2 protein-coding genes and 1 pseudogene are annotated in these 6,000 nt (G+C 38.1%); 1 reads left to right on the top strand and 2 read right to left on the bottom strand.

Features of this window, described 5'->3' with window-relative positions; all coding sequences use genetic code 11:
- Positions 1 to 3,039, bottom strand: a pseudogene (locus DNG35_RS10025) (hypothetical protein); the annotation flags it as partial.
- 300 nt (positions 3,040 to 3,339) lie between these two features.
- Here DNG35_RS10025 and DNG35_RS10020 point away from each other — a divergent pair.
- Entirely contained in the window at positions 3,340 to 4,188 is an 849-nt protein-coding gene (locus DNG35_RS10020; protein ID WP_111128691.1) for a glycosyltransferase family A protein, read from the top strand.
- Positions 4,189 to 4,223: 35 nt separating this feature from the next.
- Here the strand turns inward: DNG35_RS10020 and pafA are convergent, their stop codons facing one another.
- Positions 4,224 to 5,891: an alkaline phosphatase PafA gene (gene pafA, locus DNG35_RS10015; RefSeq protein ID WP_111128689.1), complete on the bottom strand. Its 1,668-nt coding sequence runs from the start codon at positions 5,889 to 5,891 to the stop codon at positions 4,224 to 4,226.
- Between the last annotated feature and the right edge of the window lie 109 nt (positions 5,892 to 6,000).

Genomic DNA, 6,000 nt, shown 5'->3' with positions numbered 1-6,000 from the left:
CGTCAGGTCGAAACTCGCCTGGCTGTCGCCATCGCCATCGCATAGCTCATAAACCGGAGGGGTCGTAAGAACGGGAGCTTCCACTACATTGATGATAAATTCTGCTTCTGTAGTACAGCCCGTGTTCACATCCTCTACGATGACATAAATCGTTTGCGTGTCCTGTACTGTATTTGTATAAGCTGTTGGATTTGTAATCGCATTGGTACCATTGGCCCTATCGGTGGCACTTGGGTAATAGATCACATCATAATCGCCTGGGTTAGGCTCGTTTTGTGTGATCACAGGGTCATTCGCTGTAAGGTCAAAGGCCACGAAACCATCGGTATCGTCGTCACACTCATTGATATCGGGAATACTGTTTGGTACATCTGGGTTAGGGTTAACTACAGCATTGAATTGTGATATCGCAAAGCAACCTTCTGCATTCTCCACTCGTACATAGATTGCCTGGCTAGTTCCCGAAGCAACACTGTAACCTGTGGGTGTGGTAATTTCCCCTACACCTGTTCCTGCTGTTGCATCCGCCAAGGTAGTATAGTACTCAAATGTATGTACAGGGTTTGTGGATATATTTGTTTGATTGGTTGTTAGGTCTAATGCTTGGTTAGAACCAGGGGCTCCGCAATCTGTAATGTCATTGACCGTTGCAGGAACCACAGGATTGCTTCCTATTGTTATTTCTAAAGGCACTATATCATAACAATCACTTACAGGGGAAATACCTAAAGCTGTGTAGTTGTAATCCAAACGTACATAGACAATGGTTGTCCCCACAGGTAAGGTGTTGATGGGATAGGCCGTAGGGTTAGTGATGGCACCCGTTTGGGCATGGGCATCTGATTCGGTATTGTAATAAGTTACCGTATAGTTGCCATGTTCAGAAACAGGATAGTTTCCCTTTACAACTGCATCCCGTGTGGTGAGATCTACCGTTGAGGGCATATTGGGGTCGTCACAGAAAACAAAACCTAAAGGACAGTCTGCTACTGGGCAGAACTTGAAACCGTTACTCTGGGCTTGTACGTAATATTGGTAAGGCGTACCACAGTTCATAGTATACTCTATCTCCCCATCAATGATAAACTCTCCGTAAGGGTTTGGGATATCACCTTGGTTGATGGTCACACAGAACTCCCCTGGTGCAGGTTGCGTAAAATTGCTTGCTTGGAATACTACCGAGCCACTTGAGACCACATCTAGAGAAATATCAGTGATGGGCGCATTCCCTCCGGAATTATTTCCGATAGGTGCATCAAAAGTACCGCAGATTTCTATAGGAAAAGTTGGATTGATGACCGAAAGAGCAGGAGCACAATTAGGATCTACGGGCTCTTGGAATAGGGAACAAACCTCATAAGAACTACCTACTTGATCGATAGGGTCTACTGCCATATATCCAAATGCAGAACTACAAACACCAGGACCGTCATCTCCTACATAAAAATTATCGAAATAAGCTGTACCCCAATGAACCGTATAAATACAATCACCCACTGTAATTTCTAAACGTGCTTTTTGACCTTGTAATTCTATGGTGTTTAGCTTAATACAAGACCAATCACTATAGACAATTGGTAAACCATGGTTACTTCCATCTGGTTCTAAAGCAGGATTTATAGTATTGAAAATGCAGTTTTCTGGATCTGCTATCACACAACGATCTTGCACAAGATTACCAGCGTCGTCATAAAGTTTAATGGTCACAAAAGGTTGTTCAGGAATTGTAGGGTGCCCGGGATCATCCATTAAAAACATAAAATCAAATGCCAATACCTCTCCTGCGATAAACTCTTTAACCATTGTTGTTCTGGTTCTAGTTCCCCCATTATCATTATTAAGCTTAATAGATTTAGTAGAACAGCCAAAAGGAGAAGTCGTTGGCATGGTAATTCCATTTGCGATTAACCAAGTATTATTCCCAGGAGAAGCATACGTGACAACTTGATTATTAGTGTAGTAATTATATTGACTTATAGTGTTTGTATATGATGTAACTCCAGAAGCCGTTAAATAACTTGAATTTTTACAAGCTGGAACCTGACTAGAAGTACCATTATTATGTGTGAAAAATGTATAACCACTAGCATCAAAATTACCAGTACTATTTTGAAACCCTGGATTTTCAATACATGCACACTCGCTCTCTAACATATTTACGGCTATAATTTCACTTTCACAACCGTTTATGGTTTGACTTACATAGTAAGTAGCTCCATCACTTAATGTCGTAGAACTTGGGTTGTTGATTGGCATCGTACCTGCCGCATCGCTGTACCATTGTAGGTTTTGTCCACAAACGGTTATAGAAGACAAATCATCTGTCGGGTTGGGAAAACCACCCGCCTGCCAAGTAGCTGCCGTACAAAATGTCTGTATCAATTCCGCTTCTGGCGCTGGTGTTCCGTACCTAATGACCACTGGAAAAAGCTGTGAACAGCCCGTAATTCCTAAATCTACATAATAGGTCTGACCTCCTTGTATTTGGGTGGTACCGGGGATACTTGTGTTGCCCGCAGCATCACTATACCAGTTTAAATTACCCGCTGTATTGTAATTTAATAAGGGAATATTATTTAATGTTGTTGTATCACCTCTACAATAATCGTCATAAGTAAACCCTCCCGTTACAATACGTATTTGTCCATTTGTTGGTGTACAACCCGCACTAGCAGGCATCGTATAATTATAAGTATAAGTTCTATTAGGCTGAGCCGCTGGCCATGCCCCTGGCATACTGTTTGGACTACCGTTAAAATATATCGCCGAAGTAAAGTTGTTAGGCCCTGTCAAGGTATAAGCATTTGCTTGAGCAGGTGTAAGGTATAAGTGAGTTCTTGGGGCTTGCCAAGTGACACCCGTTGTTGGCAAGCCTGCAGAATCTAAAATCTCTATCATTACATCCGCTGTAGGGCTCACGATATAAACATTATTGGCTGGGTCTGCACACAGAACATTGGTCACATTTTCTTCACATTGAGCGAAGGAAGACCATATACTACCAATAAAAAGCAATAATAACAGGGTATAATTTTTCATATTTAGGTATTTTATCTTAGTAGGTTTATTATATAACAATCTTAACTGCTTTTCTCCTACCTTTAAACTCAACTTTTTTTAAGTTTCGAAAAATACTAAAAATATACAGAAAACATTGCGCAAATGATATATTTGCTAAAGCTTTAAAAATCACCGCTCTTTTATTCTTTAAAATTTTAAATCATAAAACCAACTATTGCATAAAGATGAAAGATGATCTGAAAAGTTGAAAATATAAAAGCCTTAATATTTTTAGCTTATCTGAATTTTATTCTATTTAGTAACTCAGAATTACAACTTTTGAAAATAAACATCATTATAACGGCCCACAACGAAGAGCAAAATATTGCCAAAACCCTGCAATCTTTGGTTCACCAAACTTTTTTACCCAATAAAGTTGTAGTAGTAAATGACAACTCTACCGATAAAACGGGTGAAATCATACAAGAGTATGTTAGCAACTATGATTTTATTTCTGTCGTAAATTCTATTTCAAGTGAATACCATCAGCCCGGTAGCAAAATCATACAAGCTTTTTACAAAGGTTATGAAACGCTTGATCAAAGTTATGATTTGATCGGAAAATTTGATGCAGACATTATTTTACCTAAGAACTATTTTGAAAAATTAATTGATGAATTTCAGAATAATCCTAAAATTGGTATCGCTGCTGGAAATTTATACATAAAAGAGCACGGAAATTGGATTTATGAAAATATTTCCGAAAAAACTAAACCTAGAGGACCTATAAAATTATATTCCAAAAAGTGTTTTAAATATATCGGTGGTTTAAAACCTTCTATAGGTTGGGACACGGCTGATGAACTCTTAGCTAGATACCACGGCTTTGAGGTAAAGGTTCTCCCTGAACTTTATGTCAAACATTTACGACCTACGGGACAATCGTATGCTAAAAAATCTAACCAGAAGCAAGGAGAAGCTTTTTACAAACTCCGTTATGGTTTTCTTATTACTACTATTGCTTCCTTAAAATTGGCCTTAAAAAAGAAAAAACCTCAACTTTTTATAGACTACATACAAGGTTATTTTCAGGCGAAAAAAGAAAACCTTCCTTTCTTAGTGAATGAAGAAGAAGGTAAATGGATTCGCAGCTACCGTTGGAAAATGATAAAGCAAAAATTGTTTTAAAATAAAGGAGATTCCATGTGAAGCACAGAATATGGCTATTTATTAATCACCTCACTGATCACTTTTCCTGTTGAGGCATTAGGAAAAGCAATACCTAACATCGCAGAAATAGTTGGGGCGATATCAATAATCTCAGTCCGATCATAGGTTTCTCCTTGGTTGATATTTTTTCCATAAAAAATAAGCGGAACTTGTGTGTCATAGTTAAACGAACTTCCGTGTGTACTTCCTTTTTCTGGATAAGAAACATAAGCTGGAAAGTCTAAATACACCACATCACCGCTTTGCTTCTGGGAAAACCCAAACTGTACCAAACGTTTGATTTTATCATTACTGCTATTTTCTTCCAACTCTTCCCTTGTGTATACCTTATATATTTCAGGCTGACTAATCAAAAATTGCTTTAATTCTCTTTGTAAATTACTCCTGTCTATTTTATTTTCTTTTATTTTTTCTTCGTCAAAAAAGAGTTGGTTATTCGATTGGTTAACAACCAAATCAGAAACTCTGTAGGTTTCTCCCAGAAATACTTTTAATTTTTTAGACAGCTCCTTTTCTTTGGCGTAACCCGCAGGAATTTTATAATCGTTTAAATAAGCAGGAACTTGGTTTGCACCGTGATCTGCTGTCAAAAAAACCGTATAGTTTCCCACTCCTACTTTTTCGTCTAAATAGCTCAATAAAGAAGCTACCTCTATATCTAAACGTAAGTAATTGTCTTGCACCTCTTTAGAATTTACCCCAAAATTATGCCCAATATAATCGGGACTCGAGTAACTTAAGGTTAGAAAATCGGTAATGTCATCTTGCCCTAATTGCTCCCCAACAATAGCTGCTTTGGCAAAATCGGTAGTGATATTGTTTCCAAACGGCGTCGTTTTAAGGATATCGTAGTTGCCATTCTCTTTACTTAAAGCAGTCAAATCATAGGGAAATGTTGGAGTAGATTTTCCTATAAAACCATGCTCATAATTATTGTTGTCGGCGCCACTTTCCACGTATGTGCTGATAGGTTTTAAAGTTTCCCAAGTAGTGAGGTAACTAGCTACTTTCCCTGAATCATTAAAATCTTTTACCCATTGTGGTAATTCGTTTTGGTAAAATGTACTCGAAATAAACTTACCTTCTTCACCACCGTAAAACCAATAAGCTGCGTTGGCGGTATGACCTGCGGGTAAAATTGCGCCGCGGTCTTTGATGGCAACCCCTATGGTTTTTCCTCGCATTTGTGTATGCAGTCGGTTTTGGTCTGTAATTGTCGTTACGACCATTCGTTTTGGAGACATTTTTCCGGCATTATTTTCCGTTCCAACAGACTCGTAAGCTGCATCGGAAACACAATAAATATAAATTTCTTCAAACTTATCGTACCACGAATTAGAAATGATTCCGTGGTTTTTTGGAGTGGTGCCCGTAAAAATAGAAGCGTGACCAGGAGCTGTATAGGTGGGTACATAATTGTAATGGTTGTTTCGACAAGTAAACCCACCTTTTACCAATCGCTTAAAACCATTTTCTGAATAGTGATTCCAAAAGCGGGTAAGATAATCGTAACGCATTTGGTCAACCACAATTCCCACCACAAGTTTTGGAGCGACTTTATTTTCGCTTAAAGCGGAAGGAGTCTCTAGAGTATTTTGTTTGTTGGTCGAAGCACAACTCAAAAAAATGGCAACTCCAACAGTATAAAATAATTTTTTCATAAGCTATAAATGAGTTCCAAAAATAAAGAAGTTTTAGGGTTTTTGTTTTAATTGTACGTTAAATACTTTTGAGTTTGGTTTTCTTATTTTAGATTTACAAAAATTAAAC

This window comes from Mesonia sp. K7, assembly GCF_003233725.1.
Lineage (GTDB): Bacteria > Bacteroidota > Bacteroidia > Flavobacteriales > Flavobacteriaceae > Mesonia.
Note: the sequence above shows the minus strand (reverse complement) of the source record. Positions and strands in the feature narration are given on the sequence as shown.

Excerpts from the sequence above, each read along its gene's own strand:
- pafA (WP_111128689.1), bottom strand. The coding sequence starts at position 5,891 with ATGAAAAAATTATTTTATACTGTTGGAGTTGCCATTTTTTTGAGTTGT.